Origin of the sequence: Pseudomonas sp. UBA5666 (assembly GCF_002420785.1) — a bacterium.
Taxonomy (GTDB): Bacteria; Pseudomonadota; Gammaproteobacteria; order Pseudomonadales; family Pseudomonadaceae; genus Aquipseudomonas; species Aquipseudomonas fulva.
The window spans coordinates 38,852-62,683 of sequence record NZ_DIIQ01000004.1; the positions used below are offsets into that span (position 1 = coordinate 38,852).

General features: G+C 62.1%; 21 protein-coding genes. 15 read left to right on the forward strand and 6 right to left on the reverse strand.

The window, feature by feature from the left end; genetic code table 11:
- Positions 1-43: 43 nt before the first annotated feature.
- The gene (locus B2Y33_RS03385) at positions 44-928 is read right to left on the reverse strand and encodes a LysR substrate-binding domain-containing protein (protein ID WP_027915908.1); all 885 of its coding nucleotides are present in this window, start codon (positions 926-928) and stop codon (positions 44-46) included.
- Between the two features lie 150 nt (positions 929-1,078).
- On the opposite strand from B2Y33_RS03385, the gene ydiJ reads away from it, so the two are divergent.
- A complete protein-coding gene (gene ydiJ / locus B2Y33_RS03390; RefSeq protein WP_059183737.1) occupies positions 1,079-4,099 on the forward strand; it encodes a D-2-hydroxyglutarate dehydrogenase YdiJ in 3,021 nt (1,006 codons plus the stop codon).
- Positions 4,100-4,186: 87 nt separating this feature from the next.
- On the opposite strand, the gene B2Y33_RS03395 is transcribed toward ydiJ, so the two are convergent.
- The 3 genes from B2Y33_RS03395 to phhA all read right to left on the reverse strand — a co-directional run bounded on the left by B2Y33_RS03395 (position 4,187) and on the right by phhA (position 5,740).
- On the reverse strand, positions 4,187-4,315 hold the full coding sequence (locus B2Y33_RS03395; protein ID WP_255212317.1) for a hypothetical protein: 129 nt from the start codon (positions 4,313-4,315) through the stop codon (positions 4,187-4,189).
- A 239-nt stretch (positions 4,316-4,554) separates the two neighbouring features.
- The gene (locus tag B2Y33_RS03400) at positions 4,555-4,911 is read right to left on the reverse strand and encodes a 4a-hydroxytetrahydrobiopterin dehydratase (protein ID WP_023533765.1); all 357 of its coding nucleotides are present in this window, start codon (positions 4,909-4,911) and stop codon (positions 4,555-4,557) included.
- Positions 4,912-4,951: 40 nt separating this feature from the next.
- Complete coding sequence (gene phhA / locus B2Y33_RS03405) at positions 4,952-5,740, reverse strand: phenylalanine 4-monooxygenase (RefSeq protein WP_027915910.1); 789 nt, start codon at positions 5,738-5,740, stop codon at positions 4,952-4,954.
- Between the two features lie 250 nt (positions 5,741-5,990).
- On the opposite strand from phhA, the gene B2Y33_RS03410 reads away from it, so the two are divergent.
- Complete coding sequence (locus tag B2Y33_RS03410) at positions 5,991-7,553, forward strand: sigma-54-dependent phenylalanine hydroxylase transcriptional regulator PhhR (RefSeq protein WP_027915911.1); 1,563 nt, start codon at positions 5,991-5,993, stop codon at positions 7,551-7,553.
- Positions 7,554-7,658: 105 nt separating this feature from the next.
- Here B2Y33_RS03410 and B2Y33_RS03415 read toward each other — a convergent pair whose 3' ends face one another.
- Complete coding sequence (locus B2Y33_RS03415; protein WP_027915912.1) at positions 7,659-7,913, reverse strand: DUF2790 domain-containing protein; 255 nt, start codon at positions 7,911-7,913, stop codon at positions 7,659-7,661.
- Between the two features lie 385 nt (positions 7,914-8,298).
- Here B2Y33_RS03415 and acs point away from each other — a divergent pair, with 385 nt between their 5' ends.
- The 13 genes from acs to astE all read left to right on the forward strand — a co-directional run bounded on the left by acs (position 8,299) and on the right by astE (position 22,805).
- Positions 8,299-10,260 (forward strand): acetate--CoA ligase, encoded by a 1,962-nt coding sequence (gene acs / locus B2Y33_RS03420; RefSeq protein ID WP_023533744.1) that lies wholly within the window; start codon positions 8,299-8,301, stop codon positions 10,258-10,260.
- A gap of 557 nt (positions 10,261-10,817) precedes the next feature.
- On the forward strand, positions 10,818-11,603 hold the full coding sequence (locus B2Y33_RS03425) for an ABC transporter substrate-binding protein (protein WP_027915913.1): 786 nt from the start codon (positions 10,818-10,820) through the stop codon (positions 11,601-11,603).
- Between the two features lie 88 nt (positions 11,604-11,691).
- Positions 11,692-12,381, forward strand: coding sequence for an ABC transporter permease (locus B2Y33_RS03430; RefSeq protein ID WP_023533806.1), 690 nt, complete (start codon positions 11,692-11,694; stop codon positions 12,379-12,381).
- Positions 12,378-13,076, forward strand: a complete 699-nt coding sequence (locus B2Y33_RS03435; RefSeq protein WP_023533799.1) for an ABC transporter permease — start codon at positions 12,378-12,380, stop codon at positions 13,074-13,076. The genes B2Y33_RS03430 and B2Y33_RS03435 overlap by 4 nt, the downstream gene beginning before the upstream one ends.
- Before the next feature lie 22 nt (positions 13,077-13,098).
- Positions 13,099-13,863, forward strand: coding sequence for an ABC transporter ATP-binding protein (locus B2Y33_RS03440; protein WP_027915914.1), 765 nt, complete (start codon positions 13,099-13,101; stop codon positions 13,861-13,863).
- A 98-nt stretch (positions 13,864-13,961) separates the two neighbouring features.
- Positions 13,962-14,942 (forward strand): transcriptional regulator ArgR, encoded by a 981-nt coding sequence (gene argR / locus B2Y33_RS03445; protein ID WP_023533814.1) that lies wholly within the window; start codon positions 13,962-13,964, stop codon positions 14,940-14,942.
- A 238-nt stretch (positions 14,943-15,180) separates the two neighbouring features.
- The gene (locus B2Y33_RS03450) at positions 15,181-16,401 is read left to right on the forward strand and encodes an aspartate aminotransferase family protein (protein WP_027915915.1); all 1,221 of its coding nucleotides are present in this window, start codon (positions 15,181-15,183) and stop codon (positions 16,399-16,401) included.
- A 129-nt stretch (positions 16,402-16,530) separates the two neighbouring features.
- Positions 16,531-17,550 carry an arginine/ornithine succinyltransferase subunit alpha gene (aruF, locus tag B2Y33_RS03455; RefSeq protein WP_027915916.1) on the forward strand — a complete coding sequence of 340 codons (1,020 nt, stop codon included), beginning with the start codon at positions 16,531-16,533 and terminating at the stop codon, positions 17,548-17,550.
- 69 nt (positions 17,551-17,619) lie between these two features.
- Positions 17,620-18,648, forward strand: a complete 1,029-nt coding sequence (astA, locus tag B2Y33_RS03460; RefSeq protein ID WP_023533743.1) for an arginine N-succinyltransferase — start codon at positions 17,620-17,622, stop codon at positions 18,646-18,648.
- Positions 18,649-20,112 carry a succinylglutamate-semialdehyde dehydrogenase gene (gene astD, locus B2Y33_RS03465; RefSeq protein WP_206405614.1) on the forward strand — a complete coding sequence of 488 codons (1,464 nt, stop codon included), beginning with the start codon at positions 18,649-18,651 and terminating at the stop codon, positions 20,110-20,112.
- Positions 20,113-20,132: 20 nt separating this feature from the next.
- Positions 20,133-21,482 carry an N-succinylarginine dihydrolase gene (gene astB, locus B2Y33_RS03470; RefSeq protein WP_206405613.1) on the forward strand — a complete coding sequence of 450 codons (1,350 nt, stop codon included), beginning with the start codon at positions 20,133-20,135 and terminating at the stop codon, positions 21,480-21,482.
- Between the two features lie 13 nt (positions 21,483-21,495).
- On the forward strand, positions 21,496-21,786 hold the full coding sequence (locus B2Y33_RS03475; RefSeq protein ID WP_023533754.1) for a type IIA topoisomerase (DNA gyrase/topo II, topoisomerase IV), A subunit: 291 nt from the start codon (positions 21,496-21,498) through the stop codon (positions 21,784-21,786).
- 11 nt (positions 21,787-21,797) lie between these two features.
- Positions 21,798-22,805, forward strand: a complete 1,008-nt coding sequence (gene astE / locus B2Y33_RS03480; RefSeq protein ID WP_027915919.1) for a succinylglutamate desuccinylase — start codon at positions 21,798-21,800, stop codon at positions 22,803-22,805.
- A 3-nt stretch (positions 22,806-22,808) separates the two neighbouring features.
- Here the strand turns inward: astE and B2Y33_RS03485 are convergent, their stop codons facing one another.
- Positions 22,809-23,642, reverse strand: coding sequence for a hypothetical protein (locus tag B2Y33_RS03485; protein ID WP_125922306.1), 834 nt, complete (start codon positions 23,640-23,642; stop codon positions 22,809-22,811).
- Between the last annotated feature and the right edge of the window lie 190 nt (positions 23,643-23,832).

Consider the following 23,832-nt stretch of genomic DNA (forward strand, 5'->3'; position numbering starts at 1 on the left):
AAAACCCGAAGCGTCGACCGCTTCGGGTTTTCTTTTCTGCGCGTCAGATCTGTTCCAGCAGCCACGCCCTGAATGCCCGTAGCGAAGGTAGCGCTTCGTTGCGCGGCGGATAGATCAGGTAATAGCTGCGTTGACTGGCGAATGCCAGGCCTGGGCTGTACAGCGCCCCTTTGGCCAGCTCGTCTTCCACGAGCACGCGGGGCACCAGGCCCACACCAATCCCCGCCTGCACGGCCTGAATCAAGTGCGAGGTCAACTCGAAGCTTGGCCCCAGGCGCATGCTTCGGTGGGGCAGGCCATGGTGCGAGAACCATTCACCCCAGGCATGGGGGTTGTTGGCCACGTTCAACAGTAACTGCTCGCTGATGCGGGTGGGGCTCCAGTGCGGTTGTTCGTTTGCGGCCTGGGCCGGAAGGATCACCAGCAGTTCCTCGGCATGCAGGCGGTGGCTGATCAGCCCTGGCAGGTCACCGCTGGCCACGCCAATGGCTGCATCGATCTCGCTGGTGTCGAAGTCGATGGCTTCGATACGCGAATGCAAGTGCACAAGCATGCCAGGGTGCGCCTTGTAGAAGTCGTTCAGGCGCGGCAACAGCCATTTGGAGCCAAAGGTGGGCAAGGTGGCCAGGCGCAAAGTGCCGACCCCGGACTGATAGGCCAGCGCCTGTAGGGTCGCGCCCCGAATGCGGCCCAGTGCTTCGCTGAGCTCGCGTTGGTACAGGCGGCCGACGTCCGTCAACCGTACCTGGCGACCCTCGCGGCGAAACAGGGTCAGACCCAACTGCTGTTCCAGCGCCTGAACTTGCCGGCTGACCGCGCTCTGGGTCAGCGACAGTTCAGTGGCCGCGCGGGTGTAGCTCTGGTGCCGGGCGGCCGCCTCGAAGGCCAGAAGCAGAGACATGGACGGGGTTAGGTGGCGGTAATTCATTCATGAAAGTCATCGATAGCGGCAGGATTATCCGTTTGCCCCTGCGGCAAAACTACAGGAACATTGCCACATTCGTCACTGTTGCCGGCGCCACCCATGCCGCCACGACATCTTTTCCGTGAACCAGCCCTATTCCGAGGCCGTCCTTCGATGATCGCCCAGCTGCCTACCGTTGCACCTGACGCCGACTACCCGGCATTCCTCAAAGCCCTGCATGACAGTGGCTTTCGTGGCCAGATCAGCGCCGACTACGGTACCCGAACCGTCCTGGCCACCGATAATTCCATCTACCAGCGTCTGCCGCAGGCTGCGGTGTTTCCACTGGACGCCGATGATGTGGCGCGCGTCGCCACGCTGATGGGCGAGTCGCGCTTCCAGGCGATCAAGCTGACCCCGCGCGGTGGCGGCACAGGCACCAATGGCCAGTCGTTGACCGATGGCGTGGTCGTGGATTTGTCGCGGCACATGAACGGCATCCTCGAAATCAATGCCGAGCAGCGTTGGGTGCGGGTGCAGGCCGGTGTGGTCAAGGATCAGCTCAACGCCGCCCTCAAGCCCCATGGCTTGTTCTTCGCGCCTGAACTGTCCACTTCGAACCGCGCGACCGTGGGTGGCATGATCAACACCGACGCCAGCGGGCAGGGCAGTTGCACCTATGGCAAAACGCGCGACCATGTGCTTGAGCTGCACAGCATCCTGCTCGGGGGTGAGCGCCTGCACAGCCTGCCGCTTGACGAAGACGCGTTGCAGGCAGCGTGTACGGCGCCCGGTCGCGTGGGTCAGGTGTACCGCACGGCCCTGGATATCTGGGACACCCAGGCTGAACTCATCCGCACCACCTTTCCCCCGCTCAATCGCTGCCTGACCGGCTACGACCTGGCGCACCTGCGAGACGAGCAAGGCCGCTTCAACCTCAACAGCGTACTGTGCGGCGCCGAAGGGTCGCTGGGGTATGTGGTCGAGGCCAAGCTCAACGTGCTGCCGATTCCCAAGTATGCTGCCCTGGTGAACGTACGGTACGCCAGCTTCATGGATGCGCTGCGCGATGCCAATGCCTTGATGGCGCAGCGGCCATTGTCCATCGAGACCGTCGATTCCAAAGTGCTTGGGCTGGCGATGAAGGACATTGTCTGGCACAGCGTCGCCGAGTATTTCCCGGCCGACCCCGAGCGCCCCACGCTGGGCATCAACCTGGTCGAGTTCTGCGGTGATGACCCCGTCGAGGTCAACGCAAAGGTCCAGGCCTTCATCGATCACCTGCGTGTCGACACCAGCGTCGAGCGCCTTGGCCATACGCTGGCCGAGGGGGCTGAGGCGGTGACCCGCGTCTACGCCATGCGCAAGCGCTCGGTTGGCCTGCTGGGCAACGTCGAAGGCGAAGTGCGGCCGCAGCCGTTCGTCGAGGACACGGCGGTGCCACCGGAAAAACTTGCCGACTACATCGCCGAGTTCCGTGCCTTGCTCGACGGCTACGGGTTGGCGTACGGCATGTTCGGGCACGTCGATGCCGGGGTTCTGCATGTGCGCCCTGCGCTGGACATGAAGGACCCGGCCCAGGCGGCATTGGTCAAGCCTGTCTCCGATGCAGTAGCTGCCTTGACCCGTCGCTACGGCGGTCTGTTGTGGGGCGAGCACGGCAAGGGCCTGCGCTCGGAGTACGTGCCCGAGTACTTTGGCGAGCTGTACCCGGCACTGCAGCGCCTCAAAGGCGCGTTCGATCCGCACAACCAGCTCAACCCCGGCAAGATCTGCACGCCGCTCGGGACCAGCGAGGGCCTGACCAAGGTCGATGGCGTGACCTTGCGAGGCGAGCTGGATCGCACCATCGATGAGCGGGTCTGGCAGGCCTATGGCAGCGCCGTGCATTGCAACGGCAACGGTGCCTGCTACAACTACGACCCGAACGACGCCATGTGCCCGTCGTGGAAGGCGACCCGTGAACGTCGGCACTCGCCCAAGGGGCGGGCTTCGCTCATGCGCGAATGGTTGCGTCTGCAAGGCGAGGCGGGGGTCGATGTACTGGAGGTGGCGCGCAAGCCGGTGTCCTGGGTCAAAGGGCTGCCAGCGCGGTTGCGCAACGAGCGGGCGCGGCGCCAGGGGCAGGAAGATTTTTCCCATGAAGTCTATGACGCCATGGCTGGCTGCCTGGCGTGCAAATCCTGCGCAGGACAATGCCCGATCAAAGTCAACGTACCTGACTTCCGCTCGCGCTTTCTCGAGCTGTACCACACCCGTTACCAGCGCCCCTTGCGCGACTACCTGATCGGGTCGTTGGAATTCACCATCCCGTACCTGGCCCATGCGCCTGGTCTGTACAACGCGGTGATGGGCTCGAAATGGGTCAGCCGTCTGCTGGCCGAGCAGGTGGGCATGGTCGATAGCCCGTTGATCAGCCGGTTCAACTTCCAGGCGACCCTGACGCGCTGTGGCGTGGGCGTGGCCACTGTGCCGGCGCTACGCGAACTGACGCCCGCCCAGCGCGAGCGCAGCATCGTGCTGGTGCAGGATGCATTCACCCGCTACTTTGAGACGCCGTTGCTGTCGGCATTCATCGACCTGGCGCATCGCCTGGGCCACAAGGTTTTCCTGGCACCGTACAGTGCCAATGGCAAGCCGCTGCATGTTCAGGGCTTTCTGGGTGCCTTCGCCAAGGCCGCCGTGCGCAACGCCACCCAGCTCAAGGCGCTGGCCGACTGCGGGGTGCCGTTGGTCGGGCTGGATCCGGCCATGACCCTCGTCTATCGCCAGGAATACCCGAAAGTGCCTGGGCTCGAAGGGTGCCCCACCGTGCTGTTGCCTCAGGAGTGGCTGCTGAGCGCGTTGCCCGAGCAAGCGGCAGGGAGCACGTCCACCTTCCGCCTGTTGGCCCATTGCACCGAGAAGACCAACGCCCCTGCCAGCACCCGGCAGTGGGAGCAGGTGTTCGAACGCATGGGGCTCAAGCTGATCACCGAGGCCACCGGGTGCTGCGGCATGTCGGGTACCTATGGGCACGAGGCGCGCAATCAGCAGACCTCGAAGGACATCTTCGAGCAGTCGTGGGCGCTGAAACTGGATAAGGAAGGGGAGCCCTTGGCGACCGGCTATTCCTGCCGCAGTCAGGTCAAGCGCATGGCCGGGCGGCCGATGCGTCATCCATTGGAAGTGGTGTTGCAGTTCGCCAGGCGCTGAAGGGAGACTTGCTCGACCGAGCGGTGTGAAAACGTGCTGAAGCGCCAGGTGTCGATCAGCCGTTTTCACACAGCCAGTGCGCGCGGTCTAGTCCTGATCGGCGCTGGTCTGATCGTCACCTTCCTGCTCGCGGGCAGGTGCCGAGTCGGCATGGGCGGTAACGGTGGGCTCTTCTGGGTTCAGGCTTGGGAAGGGAAGATTCGGGATCTCGTGCATCTCGTCGTTCCTCGCAAGTGTGAGTAAAAAGGCTGCGCCAGGCGCGTGTGAAGCTTCAAGAAGCTGGGGCAGGATACACAAGTCTGGATGACAGTTTGGCTTTTTTCCTACGCCCGGCCCCCGCAGCGGGTCGATCAAGGCGGCTCGTGCCGCAGGCTCAAGGCTGCTCTGGCGGCATAAAAAAAGGCGTGACCGGCGGCCACGCCCGTGTGAGCCCCGAGACTGAAGCCTTGGGCAGTTTACTTGCGCCCTTCGGCCGTCTCGGCCACTTTGTCGGTGCGTGCGCACATGATGAAGTCGTTACGGTGCAGGCCTTTGATCGAGTGGCTCCACCAGGTAACGGTCACCTTGCCCCACTCGGTCAGCAGCCCTGGGTGATGGCCTTCGGCCTCGGCAATTTCCCCGACGGCATTGGTGAACGCCAGGGCATGCTTGAAATTCTTGAACAAAAATACGCGCTCAAGCTCCATGTGCCCGTCACGCACTTCGATGTTCCAGTCCGGTATTTCGCGAATCAGCTCGGCAAGCTCCTGCTCGCTGACTTTCGGTGCATCGGCGCGGCAGGCTTCGCAGTGGGCTTGGTTCAAGGCATTCATACGTTCTTATCCATGTGGCGTTGTGAGTGGCAAGCAGCGGTCAAGCGGCAACCTTGGGTGGAAACTTCGGCGCGTGCAACCCCAGCTGTTGGGCTTGCGCGACCATGCCCATGATGTCTTCATGAGCCAGGTCGAACAGGCGCTTGAGCTCTGGCAGTATGAAGTACACCGGCTGCAGGATGTCGATCCGGTAAGGGGTGCGCATGGCCTCGATGGGGTCGAAGGCCTGGTGCTCCGGTTCGCCGGACAGGCTGTAGACCGTCTCTTTGGGCGAGGACAAAATGCCGCCGCCGTAGATCTTGCGGCCGTTGGGTGTGTCCATCAGGCCGAATTCGATGGTCATCCAGTACAGGCGCGCCAGGTAAACACGCTGTTCTTTCGTGGCGGCCAAGCCCAGCTTGCCGTAGGTATGAGTGAATTCGGCGAACCAGGGGTTGGTCAGCAGCGGGCAGTGGCCGAAGATTTCGTGGAAGATGTCTGGTTCCTGGAGGTAGTCCAGTTCTTCGGGTGTGCGAATGAATGTCGCCACCGGGAAGCGCTTGCTGGCGAGCAGCTCGAAGAACGTCTGGAACGGAATCAATGCCGGAACCCGAGCGACCTGCCAGCCGGTGGTTGCCCCCAGCACCTTGTTGATCTCGCCCAGCTGCGGAATGCGGTCATGAGGGAGCTTCAACTGCTCGATACCGTCGAGGTATTCCTGACAGGCACGCCCTTCGATCACCTTCAGTTGGCGGGTGATCAACGTGTTCCACACGCCATGCTCCTGCTGCGGGTAATCGATGAAGCCCTGGGCATCCGGCTCGCGGGCCACGTACTGGGTGTGCTTCATGAAGGTCTCCTGGTCGGCTCTTGTCGTTATGTACAGGTAGGCATCAGAAATAACCCTTTATTGCTCGGTGCACACCTACTCATGCAAGGGCTAGAGCGCAGACAAACACGCTACCTTGTAAGGATAATTTTACAAATCCGCTATTTTGTCCCAACATCAAGCGTCTGCGATGATCGTTAACGGTCATTTCGTCAGCATTTCTTTACAAGTTTTCCGCTCAGACGGGAAGTTTTTGCCAGGCGTACCCTCTATGCGTATCAAAGTGCACTGCCAGAACCGTATCGGTATTCTGCGCGACATCCTCAACCTGCTGGTCGAATACGGCATCAACGTATTGCGGGGCGAAGTGGGTGGGGACCATGGCAACGCCATCTACCTGCACTGCCCGAACCTCATCAACCTTCAGTTCCAGGCCCTGCGCCCCAAGTTCGAGGCCATTACGGGCGTGTTCGGCGTCAAACGCGTGGGGCTGATGCCTAGCGAGCGCCGGCACATGGAGCTCAATGCCCTGTTAGGGGCGCTGGAGTTTCCCGTGCTCTCGATCGACATGGGTGGCAGCATTGTGGCGGCGAACCGATCGGCGGCCCAATTGCTGGGGGTGCGAGTCGACGAAGTGCCCGGCCTGCCTCTGGCTCGCTACGTGGACGACTTCGACCTGCCGGAACTGGTGCGTAGCAACAAGTCGCGTATCAACGGCCTGCGGGTACAGGTCAGGGGCCATGTGTTCCTGGCCGACATCGCGCCGCTGCAATCGGAGCATGACGACAGCGAAGCGTTGGCTGGGGCCGTGCTCACCTTGCACCGTGCCGATCGCATCGGTGAGCGTATCTACAATGTGCGCAAGCAGGAGTTGCGGGGGTTCGACAGCATTTTCCAGAGTTCACGTCTGATGGCTGCCGTTGTCCGTGAAGCCAGGCGAATGGCGCCGCTGGATGCACCGCTGTTGATCGAGGGGGAGACCGGCACCGGCAAGGAGCTTCTGGCCAGGGCGTGCCACCTGGCCAGCCCGCGTGGACAATCACCGCTGATGGCGCTCAACTGCGCCGGCTTGCCTGAGTCGATGGCCGAGACAGAGCTGTTCGGCTACGGGCCGGGCGCCTTCGAGGGCGCCCGCGCCGAAGGCAAGCTGGGGCTGCTGGAGCTGACGGCCGGCGGCACGCTGTTTCTCGATGGCGTGGCTGAAATGAGCCCGCGGCTTCAGGTGAAGTTGCTGCGGTTCTTGCAAGACGGATGTTTTCGGCGTGTGGGCAGCGACGAGGAGGTCTATCTGGATGTGCGGGTGATCTGCGCCACGCAGGTGGACCTGTCCGAGCTCTGTGCTCGGGGCGAGTTCCGGCAGGACCTGTACCACCGGCTCAATGTGCTGTCATTGCACATTCCGCCCTTGCGCGAGTGCATGGATGGGCTTGATGGGCTGGTGCAGTATTTTCTCGATCAGGCCAGTCGGCAGATCGGATGCGCCATGCCTCGCCTGGCGCCGGGGGCGATGCAAAAGTTGGCCAGCTATGAGTGGCCGGGTAACGTTCGACAGTTGGAAAACGTGGTGTTCCAGGCTGTGTCGTTATGTGAAAACGGTGTGGTCAAGACTGAACATGTGCGATTGCCCGATTATGGCGTGCGACAGCCTTTGGGTGATTTTTCACTGGACGGTGCATTGTCCGATATTGTCGGGCGTTTTGAAAAAGCCGTATTGGAAAGTTTGCTCAAGGAGTTTCCAAGCAGCCGAGCATTGGGCAAGCGCCTGGGTGTATCGCACACGACCATTGCCAATAAGTTGAAAGATTATTCACTGGGCAAATCGGCAGGGCACTGAGTGGGCGGTGCTAAGTGTAGGGGCCTGTTGCTTCTAACTTTTGAGTGTTACTTGTGTGCAGACGGCCGCGAAGGGGGTCATTCGGCCCCCTTGGTCGCCGCGCTGTCAGCCGTTTGAGCAGCCATTGCCCATCACGCGGTATTCCAGCACGTGGGTATGGCCTTGCGAGTCGGCGTAGGTCATGCGAGCAGGCACTACGCCGCAGACATTGGGGATTTCACTCATGGAAATGACGTGGTCGATGTCCAGGTGTTGCGAGTAACTGTACTGTTCAACCGGTGCCTGTTCGGCGGCCTGGGCTTCGTCGGCCATGGCCGTCCCGCACAGACTGCCCAGCAGTACTACCATTAAAGCTTTCATGTTTAATCTGCCTGTTTAAAGTCGTCAGGGTGCGCGCAGTGCGTCAGGCACTACGACAACCGTTAAGGTATTGATTACGTTTGCAGAAAATTGACAGTTGCCTTCGTGGGGGCGGTTACAGGTTGTCAATCTTCTTGCCGTTGCTGGCGAGATCAATTCTAGAACTGTGGCCCAGGCTGAAACAGTGGGGCTTTTGATAAAGTCTGTTGGTGAAATTGGTAACAATCTGCGAGGCCTTTAACCTGGCAGGCAGCAAAATGCCCGCGCCTGAGCGGTTGCGACCTGATCGACTGGCAAATTACTACCAACGTCGAATGGCGGTTATCGCTCTGGTACAGTTACATCGGTCCCATACAAAAACAACTATTACACCGAGGTAAACACGATGAGTGCGGCTCCACTGTATCCCGTTCGTCCCGAGATCGCGGCCACTACCCTGACAGACGAGGCCACCTACAAGGCCATGTACCAGCAGTCGGTGATCAACCCGGACGGCTTCTGGCGTGAGCAGGCCCAGCGCATTGACTGGATCAAGCCCTTCACCAAGGTCAAGCAGACCTCATTCGATGACCACCATGTGGACATTAAATGGTTTGCCGACGGCACTCTGAACGTTTCCTCCAACTGCCTGGACCGCCATCTGGAAGAGCGTGGCGATCAACTGGCCATCATTTGGGAAGGCGACGACCCCTCCGAACACCGCAACATCACCTACCGCGAACTGCATGAGCAGGTGTGCAAGTTCGCCAACGCCTTGCGTGGGCAGGACGTGCACCGCGGCGATGTGGTCACCATCTACATGCCGATGATCCCAGAGGCTGTGGTCGCCATGCTGGCCTGCGCCCGTATCGGTGCAATCCATTCAGTCGTATTCGGTGGGTTCTCGCCCGAGGCCCTGGCAGGGCGCATCATCGATTGCAAGTCCAAGGTGGTGATCACGGCGGACGAAGGCGTGCGCGGCGGTCGCCGTACACCGCTCAAGGCCAACGTCGACCTGGCGCTGACCAACCCTGAAACCAGCAGCGTGCAGAAGATCATCGTCTGCAAGCGCACCGGCGGCGACATCGCCTGGCACCAGCACCGCGACATCTGGTACGAAGACCTGATGAAAGTGGCCTCCAGCCACTGCGCGCCGAAGGAAATGGGGGCTGAGGAAGCCCTGTTCATCCTCTATACCTCCGGCTCGACCGGCAAGCCCAAGGGCGTGCTGCACACCACCGGTGGCTACCTGGTATACGCGGCGCTGACCCATGAGCGCGTGTTCGACTACCGCCCGGGCGAGGTGTACTGGTGCACCGCCGACGTCGGTTGGGTCACGGGCCACAGCTACATCGTCTACGGCCCGCTCGCCAACGGTGCCACCACCGTGTTGTTCGAAGGTGTGCCGAACTACCCGGACATCACCCGCGTGTCCAAGATCGTCGACAAGCACAAAGTCAACATCCTCTACACCGCACCCACCGCCATCCGCGCCATGATGGCCGAAGGGCAGGCGGCGGTGGACGGTGCCGACGGTTCCAGCCTGCGCCTGCTGGGCTCTGTGGGCGAGCCGATCAACCCCGAAGCCTGGAACTGGTACTACAAGACCGTGGGCAAGGAGCGTTGCCCGGTCGTCGACACCTGGTGGCAGACCGAAACCGGCGGCATCCTCATCAGCCCGTTGCCAGGGGCGACGGCGCTCAAGCCAGGCTCGGCCACGCGCCCGTTCTTTGGCGTGGTCCCGGCCCTGGTGGACAACCTGGGCAACCTGATCGAAGGCGCGACCGAGGGCAACCTGGTGATCCTCGATTCATGGCCAGGCCAGTCGCGCTCGCTGTACGGTGACCACGACCGGTTCGTCGATACCTACTTCAAGACCTTCCGGGGCATGTACTTCACCGGTGACGGCGCGCGCCGCGATGAGGACGGCTACTACTGGATCACCGGTCGCGTGGATGACGTGCTGAACGTCTCGGGCCACCGCATGGGCACCGCCGAGATCGAAAGTGCCATGGTGGCGCATGCGAAGGTGGCCGAGGCCGCGGTGGTGGGCGTGCCGCACGACATCAAGGGCCAGGGTATCTACGTCTACGTCACCCTCAATGCCGGCGTCGAGCCAAGCGAGCAACTGCGCCTTGAACTGAAGAACTGGGTGCGCAAGGAAATCGGCCCGATCGCTTCGCCGGATGTGATCCAGTGGGCGCCAGGGTTGCCAAAGACCCGTTCGGGCAAGATCATGCGCCGCATCCTGCGCAAGATCGCCACCGCCGAGTATGACGCACTGGGGGATATCTCGACCTTGGCAGACCCAGGTGTCGTGCAGCACCTGATCGACACGCACAAGGCCATGAGCTTGGCCACGGCTTGACGGCACCGCGCGCGGCCCGAGATCCAAGCTTGATGGCAAGGTAATTTGGGTCGCGCCGGCAGTACGCCAGCGTCCAACATCGGCCCCGCCGGGTGAACCGGCGGGGTTTTTGCTTTAAGAGACGGCTGAATCTGCTACCCGACAGTGATCGGTTACTTTTCTGTCACCGGCAATGCGCTATAGCGGGGCGCCCGGAAACACTTCGCGCTGTTTGAGGGCATTTGGGCTGTCATGTGTGTCGGTCTATCACGCTACACTTGCCGTCCCACAAGGGTTTGCCAATAATAGGCCCAGGATTTGCTAGATTCATGGGTTCAATTTCTTGCGCTTTTGCATATTCTGCATTGGCTGTCAACATCGCCCGTAGCGGTTTCAAGCGCTTCTGTAAGTAGTTGTCGCTTTGAAGAAATTTCGACTACCGGGCTGTCGTTAAAATGCCATTCACTCGCTCGTGGTCTGCGACCTTGGTCGAACCCTGCGCGGCTCGCGTTGTAACCATTCGCATATCGGGCAGCTGTTACCTGCCTTGTATTGCCCCGTACCGATGGAGTTACCTGATGAAGAAGCTCGCACTGCTTGGCGCCCTGGCGCTGTCCGTGTTTTCCCTGGTATCGCAGGCCGATGAAAAACCGCTGAAAATCGGTATCGAAGCGGCTTACCCTCCCTTCGCTTTCAAGCAGCCCGATGGCAGCATCGCCGGCTTCGACTACGACATCGGCAATGCCCTGTGCGAAGAGATGAAAGCCAAGTGCACCTGGGTCGAGCAGGAGTTCGACGGCCTGATTCCTGCGCTCAAGGTGCGCAAGATCGACGCCATCCTGTCTTCGATGTCCATCACCGAGGACCGCAAGAAGTCGGTGGACTTCACCAAGCGTTACTACCTCACCCCGGCGCGTCTGGTCATGAAGGAGGGTACCGCGGTTACCGACAGCCTCGATGAGCTCAAGGGCAAGAAGATTGGCGTGCAGCGTGGCTCGATCCACGATCGCTTCGCCAAGGAAGTGCTCGCGCCCAAAGGGGCCACCGTGGTGCCTTACGGCACCCAGAACGAAATCTACCTCGACGTGGCGGCTGGCCGCCTGGACGGCACCGTGGCCGATGCCACCCTGTTGGAAGATGGCTTCCTCAAGACCGATGCCGGCAAGGGCTTCGCGTTTGTCGGTCCGGCCTTCACCGACGTGAAGTACTTCGGTGACGGCGTCGGCATTGCCGTGCGCAAGGGTGACAAGGCCAACGTCGATCGTATCAATGCGGCCATCGATGCCATCCGTGCCAACGGCAAGTACAAAGAGATCGAGAAGAAATACTTCAACTTCGACATCTACGGCCCAGACGCGAACTGAGTCAGCCGTCAACCGCTGTGCAATGGTGCAAACAGCAGGAGCGCTGAGGTTTGCACCATTTTTCATTCTCTAGGTCGAGGACCTCAACATGTTGAAAGGCTACGGGGCAGTCATCCTCGATGGGGCGTGGCTGACGCTACAGCTCGCCCTTTCGTCGATGGCCCTGGCCATCGTGCTCGGCCTGATCGGCGTGGCACTGCGCTTGTCGCCGGTGCGCTGGCTGGCCTGGCTGGGCGACCTGTATTCCACGGTCATTCGCGGCATACCGGATCTGGTACTGATCCTGCTGATCTTCTATGGCGGGCAGGACATCATCAATCGCGTGGCGCCGCTCGTGGGCTACGACGACTACATCGACCTGAACCCGCTGCTGGCAGGTATCGGGACGCTGGGCTTCATTTTCGGCGCCTACCTCTCGGAAACGTTCCGGGGTGCATTCCTGGGCATTCCAAAAGGCCAGGCCGAGGCGGGTGTCGCCTACGGCATGAATGCCCGGCAGGTGTTCTTCCGCATCCAGGTGCCGCAAATGATTCGCCTGGCGATTCCAGGCTTTACCAACAACTGGCTGGTGCTGACCAAGGCCACGGCGTTGATTTCGGTGGTCGGCCTGCAGGACATGATGTTCAAGGCCAAGCAGGCGGCCGATGCCACCCGTGAACCCTTCACCTTCTTCCTGGCAGTGGCCGCCTTGTACCTGGTGCTGACCAGTGTCTCGCTGCTGGCGCTGAAGTATCTGGAGCGCCGCTACTCGGTGGGTGTCAAGGTGACCGAACTATGATCTTCGACTACAACGTGGTCTGGGAAGCGTTGCCGATGTATTTCGACGGCCTGCTCACCACCCTCAAGCTGCTGGCGGTCTCGTTGTTCTTCGGCTTGCTGGCGGCCATTCCGCTGGGCTTGATGCGCGTGTCAAAGCGCCCGTGGGTCAACCTGCCGGCCTGGCTGTACACCTACGTCATTCGTGGCACGCCCATGCTGGTGCAGCTGTTCCTGATCTACTACGGCCTGGCCCAGTTCGAAGCCGTGCGGGCCAGCGTGTTCTGGCCCTTGCTGTCCAGCGCGACCTTCTGCGCGTGCCTGGCCTTCGCCATCAACACCAGTGCCTACACCGCCGAGATCGTTGCCGGCAGCCTCAAGGCCACGCCCCACGGCGAGATCGAGGCGGCCAAGGCCATGGGCATGTCGCGCATGAAGATGTACCGACGCATCCTGCTGCCGTCTGCGCTGCGCCGTGCGCTGCCGCAATACAGCAATGAAGTGATCATGATGCTGCAAACCACCAGCCTGGCATCGATCGTGACCCTGATCGACATCACAGGTGCCGCACGCACGGTCAATGCTCAGTACTACCTGCCTTTCGAGGCCTACATCACGGCGGGCGTGTTCTACCTGTGCCTGACCTTCATCCTGGTGCGCCTGTTCAAGATGGCCGAACGCCGCTGGCTCGGCTACCTGGCGCCGCGCAAGCACTGACCGCTCTGTGAGAATCGACAGCATGTACAAACTCCAAGTCCAAGACCTGCACAAGCGCTACGGCAGCCACGAGGTCCTCAAGGGTGTTTCTCTGGCGGCCAAGGCAGGCGATGTCATCAGCATCATCGGCTCCAGTGGCTCGGGCAAGTCCACCTTCCTGCGCTGCATCAATCTGCTGGAGCAGCCCCATGCGGGCAAGATACTGCTCAACAACGAAGAGCTGAAACTGACCCCCGGCAAGGATGGCGCACTCAAGGCAGCCGATGCGCGCCAACTGCAACGCATGCGCTCGCGCCTGGCGATGGTGTTCCAGCATTTCAACCTGTGGTCGCACATGACGGCGCTGGAGAACATCATCGAAGCGCCGGTGCATGTGCTGGGGGTCAGCCGCAAGGAGGCGCTTGAGAAGGCCGAGCACTACCTTGAGAAGGTCGGGGTCGCCCACCGCAAGGATGCCTTCCCAGGCCACATGTCCGGTGGCGAACAGCAGCGGGTGGCCATTGCACGGGCGCTGGCCGTTGAACCTGAGGTCATGCTGTTCGACGAACCGACCTCGGCCCTGGACCCTGAGCTGGTCGGCGATGTGCTCAAGGTGATGCAGGCATTGGCCCAGGAAGGCCGGACCATGGTGGTGGTAACCCACGAAATGGGCTTTGCCCGCGAGGTGTCGAACCAGTTGGTGTTCCTGCACAAGGGCCTGGTCGAGGAGACCGGCTGCCCACGCGAGGTGCTGGCCAACCCGCGTTCGGAACGCCTGAAGCAGTTCCTGTCCGGCAGCCTGAAGTAAAAGCTGCTTTTCTGCACCACGATAGGGCATGCTGCGTGTCACGCGCAGCCTGACCCGGCGCATCGAATCGAACGATCTCAGGTTTCGGACCTTACCCTATGACCACCCAGCGAATCGGTTTTCTCATCTGGCCCAGCACCCGGCCACTGACCCTGGCGCTGGCCGAAGAAGTCCTGCAGGTGGCGCAGCGGGTCCATCCCGATGTGGTGTACGAAACACTGTTCCTGCAGGCCGAAGCCCCGGTCGAAGGCAGCTGGCGCATGCCGGGCGAGCCCTGGAACGGGCGCCTGGAAGGGTGCCACAAGCTGTTTCTGATGGCCGATGAAGCGCCGGGCAACATCGGGGCTGGCCTGTCGACAGCGCTCAAGCAATTGGCCCGAAGCGGCTGCATGATTGGCGGGTTGTCTGCCGGGGTCTATCCACTGGCCATGCTCGGCCTGCTCGATGGCTATCGCGCGGCCGTGCATTGGCGCTGGCAGGACGATTTTGCCGAGCGGTTCCCCAAGGTCATCGCCACCAGCCACCTGTTCGATTGGGACCGCGATCGCCTGACGGCCTGCGGCGGCATGGCGGTAACCGACCTGTTGCTGGCAGTGCTGGCCCGGGACCATGGCGCTGAGCTGGCAGGCGCGGTGTCCGAGGAACTGGTGGTCGAGCGTATTCGCGAGGGCGGTGAGCGCCAGCGCATTCCGCTGCAGAACCGGCTGGGCTCGAGCCACCCCAAGCTCACTCAGGCAGTGCTGTTGATGGAAGCCAACATCGAGGAGCCGCTGACCACCGATGAAATTGCCCAGCATGTCTGCGTGTCACGGCGACAGCTCGAGCGCATCTTCAAACAGTACCTGAGCCGGGTGCCGAGCCAGTATTACCTGGAGCTGCGCCTGAACAAGGCACGGCAGATGCTGATGCAGACCAGCAAGTCCATCATCCAGATAGGCCTGTCGTGCGGCTTCTCCTCCGGCCCGCATTTCTCCAGCGCCTACCGCAACTTCTTTGGCGCCACGCCCCGTGAAGACCGCAATCAGCGACGCAACAGCAGCCCGTTCGAACTGAGCTCCGCGCCGGCTGAAAAAGGCTAGTCGACGTGTCAGCGCGGCCGGGCTGCACAACTAGGTGAACACCCGTTCACCCAGCTTCTTCTCTGCCGTACACTGCGCGATTGCGACAGTGTTTGTCGCATTGCCGAAAGCCCGCCCGAATGCCGGTTTTGCGCTGTAACAAGTTGTCGCTTGGCCGCAAGGCCACGCGGTCTTCGTTCCTTACAATCCCCCCATCGCTCGCCACTTTCAGGTCAGCGATCCTCTTCAGGAGACTCAGATGTCCGTTGAGCAAGCCCCGGTGCTACGTGCCGATTTCGATCAGGTCATGGTCCCCAACTATTCCCCGGCGGCCTTCATTCCTGTGCGAGGCGAGGGCTCCCGTGTCTGGGACCAGACTGGCCGCGAATTGATCGACTTTGCCGGTGGCATCGCCGTCAATGCACTGGGTCATTGCCATCCGGCTTTGGTCAAGGCACTGACCGATCAGGCCAATACCCTGTGGCATGTATCCAACGTCTTCACCAACGAGCCGGCCCTGCGCCTGGCTCACAAACTGGTAGAGGCCACGTTTGCCGATCGCGCGTTCTTCTGCAATTCCGGCGCCGAATCCAACGAGGCGGCGTTCAAGTTGGCCCGCCGGGTAGCCCATGATCGCTTCGGCCCTGAAAAGCACGAGATCATCGCAACGCTCAACAGCTTCCACGGCCGCACGTTGTTTACCGTGAGCGTGGGTGGTCAGCCAAAATATTCCGATGGTTTCGGGCCCAAAATCACCGGGATCAGCCACGTGCCCTACAACGACCTGGAAGCGTTGAAAGCGCAGATTTCCGACAAGACCTGCGCTGTCGTGATCGAGCCGATCCAGGGTGAAAGCGGTGTGGTCCCGGCTGACAAGGCCTATCTGGAAGGCGCGCGCGCCTTGTGCGACCAGCACAATGCCTTGCTGATATTCGATGAAGTACAGACCGGTGTCGGTCGTACCGGGTCGCTGTACGCCTACCAGCACTACGGCGTGACGCCCGACATCCTGACCAGCGCCAAGAGCCTGGGCGGCGGCTTCCCGATTGGCGCCATGCTCACCACCAATGACCTGGCCAAGCACTTGGCTGTCGGCACCCACGGTACGACTTACGGGGGCAACCCGCTGGGCTGCGCGGTGGCCTGCGCCGTGCTGGATGTGATCAACACCCCGCAGACCCTGGCGGGCATCAAGGCCAAGCACGAACGATTCAAGGCCCGTCTGGAGCAGATCGGTCGTGACAATGGGCTGTTCAGTCATGTCCGCGGCGTGGGCCTGCTGATCGGTTGTGTGCTTTCCGAGGCCTGGCAGGGCAAGGCCAAGGACGTGCTCAATGCCGCCGAGAAAGAAGGCGTCATGGTGTTGCAGGCAGGGCCTGACGTGGTGCGTTTTGCCCCTAGCCTGGTTGTCGAAGATGCCGACATCGAGGAAGGCCTGCAGCGCTTCGAACGTGCCGTGGTCACCTTGACCCAAGGCTGAGCCGGCTCGCAGGGTTGGCGCCGCGCCGGTTGCGACACCGGCCGGTGAGCCCGGATTCCAACGCAGGCGCCTGGCGCCTGCCTTTTTCACGCGCCGCCATTGGCAGCGCGTTTTCCAAGGAGTGACACCATGCTGGTGATGCGCCCGGCGCAAATGGCTGATCTGAACGAAGTGCAGCGAATGGCTGCGGACAGCCCCATTGGTGTCACCTCGTTGCCGGACGACAGCGCTCGGCTGGGCGACAAGATCGCCGCCTCCGAAACTTCCTTCGCCGCCGAGGTGAGCTTCAACGGCGAGGAACGCTACTTCTTCGTACTCGAAGACAGTGAGACCGGCAAGCTGGCTGGCTGCTCGGCCATCGTTGCCTCGGCAGGCTATTCCGAGCCTTTCTACAGTTTTCGTAACGAAACCTTCGTTCACGCCTCGCGGGAACTGAAGATCCACAACAAGATTCACGTCCTGTCGCTGTGTCACGATTTGACCGGCAACAGTTTGCTGACCAGCTTCTACGTGCTGCCCGAGCTTGTGGGCAGTGGGTGGGCCGAACTCAATTCCCGGGGTCGCCTGTTGTTCATGGCATCGCACCCCGAGCGGTTCGCCGAGTCGGTTGTGACGGAAATCGTAGGCTTCAGCGACGAGCAGGGCGAGTCGCCTTTCTGGGACGCCATCGGGCGCAACTTCTTCGACTTGAGCTACGCCGATGCCGAGCGCCTGTGCGGCCTCAAAAGCCGCACGTTCCTGGCTGAACTGATGCCCCATTACCCTATCTACGTGCCGTTGCTGCCTGACGCTGCGCAGGAAGCCATGGGCCAGGTGCACCCGCGGGCGCAGATCACCTTCGACATCCTCATGCGCGAAGGCTTCGAAACCGAGCACTACATCGACATCTTCGATGGCGGCCCGACCCTGCATGCCCGTACCTCCGGTATTCGTTCGATTGCACAAAGCCGCGTGGCGCCCGTGAAAGTCGAGCCGGTGGCGGCCCGCGGCACGCGGCCGTACCTGGTCTGCAATGGCCAGCTGCAAGATTACCGTGCCGTGCTGGTGGAATTGGACTGGGTACCTGGCAAGCCCGTCAGCCTGAGCCAGGAGGTGGCCGACGCCCTGGGCGTGGGCGAGGGTGCCAGTGTGCGGCTGGTCGCGGCCTGAGCGCCGACCGCCATCTTGCAGGATTAGCAGAGTTTCGCGCCGGTTGATGCCGCCGCACAAGGAGATAGCATGATCGTTCGTCCTGTACGCAGCAGCGACCTGCCTGCGTTGATCGAATTGGCACGCAGCACCGGCACCACGGGGCTGACCACGCTGCCTGCCAACGAGGAACGCCTGGAGCATCGCGTAGGGTGGGCGGAAAAGAGCTTTCGCGGTGAAGCCGAGCGCGGTGATACCGACTACCTCTTCGTGCTGGAAAACGACGAAGGGCTGGTCGTGGGCATCAGTGCAATCGCTGGCGCCGTAGGTTTGCGCGAGCCTTGGTACAACTACCGCGTCGGGCTCACCGTCAGTGCGTCCCAGGAATTGAAGATCTACCGCGAGATACCCACGCTGTTCCTGGCCAACGACCTGACCGGCAATTCCGAGCTGTGCTCGCTGTTCCTGCGCCATGACTACCGCTCAGGGCTCAATGGTCGGCTGTTGTCCCGGGCGCGCATGCTGTTCATCGCCGAGTTTCCCGAGCTGTTCGGTCAGAAGATCATGGCGGAGATGCGTGGCATGTCCGATGCCCAGGGGCGCTCGCCGTTCTGGGAAAGCCTGGGGCGCCACTTCTTCAAGATGGAGTTCAGCCAGGCCGACTACCTGACGGGTGTGGGCAACAAGTCTTTCATCGCCGAGCTGATGCCCAGGTTCCCGCTTTACACCTGCTTCCTGTCCGAAGCGGCGCGCAGCGTGATCGGCCGGGTGCATGCCGACACCGAGCCAGCATTGGCCATGCTCAAGCAGGAAGGCTTCACCTATCAGGGGTACGTGGACATTTTCGACGCAGGGCCTGCCATCGAATGCGACACGGCCCGCATCCGCGCGGTACGCGACAGCCAGACACTGGTACTGGCCATCGGTACGCCTGGTGAGGATGCCACGCCCTTCATCATCCACAACCGTAAGCGCGACGACTGCCGCATCACGGCCGCCCCGGCTCGGCTGGCGGCGGGCACCTTGGTGGTCGACCCGCTGACGGCCAAGCGCCTGCGCATGGGTGCAGGCGACAACGTGCGGGCCGTGCCCCTGTCGGCCGCCCGGGAGGGCCAGTAAATGACCACGCATTACATCGGCGGTAACTGGGTAGCAGGGCGCGGCGAGCACCTGGCATCGCTCAACCCGGTGAGCCAGGCGACCGTCTGGCAAGGTCAAGGGGCTGATGCAGGCCAGGTGCGGACTGCCGTACAGGCCGCGCGCCAGGCGTTCCCCGCCTGGGCGCACATGAGCCTGCAGGGGCGCATCGAGGTGCTGGAACAGTTTGCCGCGCAGCTAAAACAGCATGCCGACGCGCTGGCCTATTGCATTGGTGAGGAAACCGGCAAGCCCTTGTGGGAATCGGCTACCGAAGTCACCAGCATGATCAACAAGGTGGCGATCTCGGTGCAGAGCTACCGTGAACGCACCGGCGAGAAGAGCGGCCCACTGGCTGACGCCACTGCAGTGCTGCGGCACAAGCCACATGGCGTGGTGGCGGTATTCGGGCCTTACAACTTCCCCGGTCATTTGCCGAACGGGCATATCGTCCCGGCGCTGCTGGCTGGCAACTGCGTAGTGTTCAAGCCCAGTGAGCTGACGCCCAAGGTGGCCGAGCTGACCGTCAATTGCTGGATTGCCGCCGGCCTGCCTACCGGGGTGTTGAACCTGGTGCAAGGGGGGCGTGACACGGGTGTGGCCTTGGCCGCCGACCCTGGCATCGATGGCTTGTTCTTCACGGGCTCCAGTGGTACCGGCCATCTGCTGCACCAGCAGTTCGCCGGCCGCCCCGACAAGATTCTGGCCCTGGAGATGGGCGGGAACAATGCGCTGGTGGTGGACGAGGTCCAGGACCTCGACGCTGCGGTCTACACCATCGTTCAGTCGGCGTTCATTTCGGCCGGCCAGCGCTGCACCTGCGCGCGCCGACTGCTGGTGCCGCAGGGCCCATGGGGCGATCAGTTGCTGGCGCGGCTGGTTCAGGTGAGCCGCACCCTGGCCGTGGGCGCTTTCGATCAGCAACCAGCCCCATTCATGGGCTCGGTGATTTCCCTGCAGGCGGCGCACGCGCTGCTGGCCGCCCAGGCCGAGCTGATCGCCGGGGGCGGCGTCAGCTTGCTGGAGATGACGCAGCCGCAGCATGACGCCGCCTTGCTGACCCCGGGTATCGTCGATGTCACGGACGTGGCACCGCGCAAGGACGAGGAGTTTTTCGGGCCGCTGTTGCAGGTGCTGCGCTACCCCGATTTCGAGGCGGCCATTGCCGAAGCCAACAACACCCGCTATGGCCTGGCTGCCGGGTTGCTCAGCGACTCCCAGGCCCGCTACGAGCATTTCTGGCTCCACAGCCGCGCAGGCATCGTCAACTGGAACCGCCAGCTTACCGGCGCTGCCAGCAGCGCGCCGTTCGGTGGGGTGGGCGCCAGTGGCAATCACCGGGCAAGCGCCTACTACGCAGCCGACTACTGCGCCTACCCCGTCGCGTCGCTGGAGGCCACCGGCCTGATCTTGCCGGCAACCCTGGCGCCGGGCGTCACACTATAACGATGGTCGGAGCCTTGCCGATGAAAGCATACGAAGTGAATTTTGACGGCCTGGTGGGGCCCACCCACAACTACGGTGGCCTGTCCTACGGCAACGTGGCCTCTCAAAGTAACAGCCACCAGGGGTCCAACCCGCGCGAAGCGGCGCGCCAGGGGCTGGCGAAGATGAAGGCGCTGGCCGACCTTGGCTTCCAGCAAGGGGTGCTGGCGCCTCAGGAGCGCCCGGATGTGGCCGCACTGCGCCAGCTTGGCTTCGCCGGCACCGATGCCCAGGTGATCCAGCGCGCCGCACGGGAGGCCATGCCGTTGCTGGTGGCCAGTTGCTCAGCGTCGAGCATGTGGGTGGCCAACGCCGCGACAGTCAGCCCCAGCGCCGACACGGCCGATGGTCGGGTGCACTTCACTGCCGCCAACCTCAACTGCAAATACCATCGCAGTATCGAGCACCCCACCACCAGCCGCGTGCTGGCAGCGATGTTCAGGGACGAGGCGCATTTCAGCCACCATCCCGCCTTGCCGGGCGTCGCCCAATTCGGCGATGAGGGCGCCGCGAACCACACGCGGTTCTGCCACGATTATGGGCAGGCTGGGGTCGAATTTTTCGTCTATGGCCGCAGTGCCTTCGACAACCGTTACCCCGCTCCGCAGAAGTACCCAGCCCGCCAGACCCTCGACGCGTCCCAGGCCGTGGCCCGCCTGCACGGGCTCAGCGCCGACGCGGTGGTCTATGCTCAGCAGAACCCCGCTGTGATCGATCAAGGTGTGTTTCACAACGATGTGATCGCGGTCGGTAATGGGGAGGTGCTGTTCTACCATGAGGATGCGTTTCTCGACACCGAGGCCGTGCTCACCGAGCTTCGCATCAAGCTGGCCGCCAAGGGCGGTGAGTTGCAGGCCATTTGCGTGCCGCGTGCCACCGTATCGGTAGAAGATGCCGTGCGCTCCTACCTGTTCAATAGCCAGTTGCTCAGCCGCGACGATGGGTCGATGCTGCTGGTGGTGCCGGAAGAGTGCCGCAACAATGAGCGGGTCTGGGCGTATCTGCAGCAGCTTACCCGCCTGGGCACGGCGGTGCGGGAGGTGCAGGTGTTCGACCTCAAGCAGAGCATGCAAAACGGCGGCGGGCCGGCTTGCCTGCGCCTTCGCGTGGCCTTGAACGAAACGGAACTGGCGGCGGTGAACCAAGGCGTTATCATGAGCGCCCCGTTGTACGAGACACTGCTGCAGTGGGTCGATCGGCACTATCGCGACCGTCTGGTCGACGCTGACCTGGCCGATCCTCTGTTGTTGCAGGAGTGCCGTACGGCACTGGACGAATTGACCCAGATACTCAAGTTGGGCTCGGTATACCCGTTCCAACGCCAACCTTGAAGAGAGAATTGCAATGACCGACGCCCTGCGCCTGATCCTGGAAGATGAAGACGGCACTCAGCTGGAAACTTCGTGCACGCGCTTTGCCGTGATGTGGCAAGGCAAGGAAGTATGGATCCAGCAGGACGGCCGTGGCCAACTGTTGATCGGGGTGGATGTGGAGGAGGGCGATGCCGAGTATGCCAACCTGCTGCTGCGCCCCCTGGCGACCAACCTGGTCAGCCTGCAACTGGAAATGGAGCCGGCCGACGTGGGCGAAGACGACGACCACGTTCACGGCCCGGACTGCGGCCATCATCACTGAGGAAGCCCGCCATGCTCGCCCTTGGCAAACTGCTTGAGCTGACCCTCACCGGCCATGAACCGGCCGAGAAGACCCAAGTGACGTCCAGGGGCGTGCGCCTTCGCTGGCTGGGGCAGGGTGCCCTGGAAGTGAGCCCCAGCGCCGCTGACGACTGCGGCCTGGACCTGTTGCTGTCTGCAGGTATCCACGGCAACGAGACGGCCCCGATCGAGTTGCTCGAACGTTTGCTGCATGGCGTTGCGCGCGGGGATATCGTGCCCAGGGCGCGCGTGCTGTTCCTGTTCGGCAACCCGGCGGCCATCATCAAGGGTGAGCGGTTCATCGAACAGGACATCAACCGCCTGTTCAATGGCCGCCACGAGCAGTCCAGCGGGCCGGAGGCGTTGCGCGCTGCGGAGCTCGAACAGTTCGCACGGGTCTTCTTCAGCAAGCCTGGGCGTAGTCGCCTGCACTACGACCTGCACACGGCCATTCGAGGCTCCAGGATCGAGCAGTTCGCGCTGTACCCCTTCAAGCAAGGACGTGCGCATTCCCGGCGCGAACTGGCCCGCCTGGCAGCAGCGGGCATGGAGGCGGTACTGCTGCAGTGCAAGCCTTCAATCACGTTCAGTGCGTTTACCTACGAGCAGCTCGACGCCGAGGCCTTTACCCTTGAGCTGGGCAAGGCCCGCCCCTTTGGCCAGAACGACGCGGTGAATCTCGACAAGCTCGAAGCCCGGCTAGTGCGCATCCTTCAAGCCACCGAGCCCGATGACGACGTGTCGCTTGAGGGGTTGCAGTTGTTCAGCGTGGCGCGTGAGGTCATCAAGCACAGCGATGGTTTCCGCTTGCACCTGCCAGCAGACATCCAGAATTTCTCCCCGCTGAACAAGGGCTACCTGCTGGCCGATGACCTTGCCGGCGTGCGCTGGGTGATCGAAGAGGAGGGCGCACGGATCATCTTCCCCAACCCCAAGGTTCGCAATGGCCTCAGGGCGGGCATCATCGTGGTACCTGATGACGGTGAAAACCTGGCCTGAGCCCTAGATGTCGATATCCAGAGCCGGTACCAGTACGCTTGGGGTCAAGGCTTCGTATGCGTCCTGCAGCAGCCTGGCAAGTGCAGTCAGGCCGTCCAGGCCCTTGACTTGGTAAGGGTCGTACAGTACAGCGGTGTAAGCACCGGGTAGCAAATGGGCGTATCTGGCTGGGATGACGCGGCTCAGGTCGAAGCCTGGTCCCTGCTGCGCCGGGCCTGCATGGCATTGCATGAGCACGATGTCGGGCACATCGGCATAGCCCTGGCGGGCAGCATCCAATGCCCTCTTCAACTCTGGGTAACCCGACAGCAGTGCGAGCTGCTCATACACCCGGTTCTGGAACTGCGGTGTGCCGTAGATGAACAGGTGGTCGATGGCAGTGGTTTCGAACCGCGCATCAGCGCTGGCATTGGCATCCACGCGCAGTGTGCCGTCGGCGTTATCGGCCAGCCCCGCTGGAATCTCCTGGCCACTGAACAGCAGATGCACACGCTGATCGGGTGTGGACCTGTTCAGTCTCAGCGGCACGCCGTCTATTTCCAGATCCAGGCCGCATTCCTGGTTCAGGCTAACGTTCACCGTATCGAGCCAGACCTGGATTTCATCGACGGTGCCCACCTTCACGTTGTCGTCGAATGCCTCGATCACCCTTCGTTGGATGTTGAGCTGGCCAGCCGAATAGAGTTTGTACAGCTCGTAATCAAAATAGACGCGAGACCCCAGACGTTCTTCGCCGTCTGTAGTGTCGTAGGCTAACGCTTCGTCCAGTTCCCCGAAGCTCAAGCGCTCACTATTGTCGCCGCCGTCGATATTGACGGTTTGGGTTACTGCAGTCATGGGCATGATCTCCTGTTCAAGAGCATTCACGCTAAGGCTGCCGGGCTTGCTGGGTGCGGTAGTTATTTAGGCTTGGCCGACGCTGTATTCAATGAGCCGGTGATGCGCAGGGGTGCGTGGCTAATTCTGCCAGGACGCTGATTCCCGGGGCTCAGGCCGCCTGTCGGGGATACCGGTTGCAGGCAACGGT

Coding starts and splice junctions, on each gene's coding strand:
- B2Y33_RS03440 (WP_027915914.1), top strand. CDS start 13,099: ATGTACAAACTCCAAGTCCAAGACCTGCACAAGCGCTACGGCAGCCAC.
- B2Y33_RS03415 (WP_027915912.1), bottom strand. CDS start 7,913: ATGAAAGCTTTAATGGTAGTACTGCTGGGCAGTCTGTGCGGGACGGCC.
- B2Y33_RS03385 (WP_027915908.1), bottom strand. CDS start 928: ATGAATTACCGCCACCTAACCCCGTCCATGTCTCTGCTTCTGGCCTTC.
- B2Y33_RS03430 (WP_023533806.1), top strand. CDS start 11,692: ATGTTGAAAGGCTACGGGGCAGTCATCCTCGATGGGGCGTGGCTGACG.
- astB (WP_206405613.1), top strand. CDS start 20,133: ATGAAAGCATACGAAGTGAATTTTGACGGCCTGGTGGGGCCCACCCAC.
- acs (WP_023533744.1), top strand. CDS start 8,299: ATGAGTGCGGCTCCACTGTATCCCGTTCGTCCCGAGATCGCGGCCACT.
- B2Y33_RS03400 (WP_023533765.1), bottom strand. CDS start 4,911: ATGAATGCCTTGAACCAAGCCCACTGCGAAGCCTGCCGCGCCGATGCA.
- B2Y33_RS03410 (WP_027915911.1), top strand. CDS start 5,991: ATGCGTATCAAAGTGCACTGCCAGAACCGTATCGGTATTCTGCGCGAC.
- B2Y33_RS03485 (WP_125922306.1), bottom strand. CDS start 23,642: ATGACTGCAGTAACCCAAACCGTCAATATCGACGGCGGCGACAATAGT.
- phhA (WP_027915910.1), bottom strand. CDS start 5,740: ATGAAGCACACCCAGTACGTGGCCCGCGAGCCGGATGCCCAGGGCTTC.
- astE (WP_027915919.1), top strand. CDS start 21,798: ATGCTCGCCCTTGGCAAACTGCTTGAGCTGACCCTCACCGGCCATGAA.
- B2Y33_RS03475 (WP_023533754.1), top strand. CDS start 21,496: ATGACCGACGCCCTGCGCCTGATCCTGGAAGATGAAGACGGCACTCAG.
- ydiJ (WP_059183737.1), top strand. CDS start 1,079: ATGATCGCCCAGCTGCCTACCGTTGCACCTGACGCCGACTACCCGGCA.
- B2Y33_RS03425 (WP_027915913.1), top strand. CDS start 10,818: ATGAAGAAGCTCGCACTGCTTGGCGCCCTGGCGCTGTCCGTGTTTTCC.
- aruF (WP_027915916.1), top strand. CDS start 16,531: ATGCTGGTGATGCGCCCGGCGCAAATGGCTGATCTGAACGAAGTGCAG.
- B2Y33_RS03450 (WP_027915915.1), top strand. CDS start 15,181: ATGTCCGTTGAGCAAGCCCCGGTGCTACGTGCCGATTTCGATCAGGTC.
- B2Y33_RS03395 (WP_255212317.1), bottom strand. CDS start 4,315: ATGCACGAGATCCCGAATCTTCCCTTCCCAAGCCTGAACCCAGAAGAG.
- B2Y33_RS03435 (WP_023533799.1), top strand. CDS start 12,378: ATGATCTTCGACTACAACGTGGTCTGGGAAGCGTTGCCGATGTATTTC.
- argR (WP_023533814.1), top strand. CDS start 13,962: ATGACCACCCAGCGAATCGGTTTTCTCATCTGGCCCAGCACCCGGCCA.
- astA (WP_023533743.1), top strand. CDS start 17,620: ATGATCGTTCGTCCTGTACGCAGCAGCGACCTGCCTGCGTTGATCGAA.
- astD (WP_206405614.1), top strand. CDS start 18,649: ATGACCACGCATTACATCGGCGGTAACTGGGTAGCAGGGCGCGGCGAG.